1 protein-coding gene is annotated in these 289 nt (G+C 65.1%); it reads right to left on the bottom strand.

Annotation, left to right across the window (positions count from 1 at the left end):
• Positions 1 to 65 precede the first annotated feature (65 nt).
• On the bottom strand, positions 66 to 289 hold a 224-nt coding region (locus tag IG178_RS24815), incomplete at its 5' end, for a hypothetical protein (RefSeq protein WP_226895785.1).

The raw sequence follows: 289 nt of genomic DNA, 5'->3' as shown, positions 1-289 counted from the left end.
CACCAGATCGCGGCCGAAGGAGGATTCCTGCCGCCACGGCACGGCGGTTCCGTCGTCGCCGGCGCTCACGAGGCATCCACCTGGCAGCGGCCCACGATCTTCCCGTCGAGTTTCACATAACCGCGCACCTGCGCACCCGGCGGAATATCCGGGAACACCGCCGAGGATCTCTGCGAGTAGGACGTCGACGCGATTCTTGTGCCCTTGTCGAAGATTTGGAAGCAGATCTTCCCGGTGCCGACCCGCAGCCTGTCGAAGTTGCTGGTCACGGCCGTCCTGGTGCCGTCTC

Source organism: Neoluteolibacter marinus (assembly GCF_014904755.1).
GTDB classification, from domain to species: domain Bacteria; phylum Verrucomicrobiota; class Verrucomicrobiia; order Verrucomicrobiales; family Akkermansiaceae; genus Haloferula; species Haloferula marina.
This window is presented reverse-complemented; position numbering and strand designations above follow the sequence as displayed.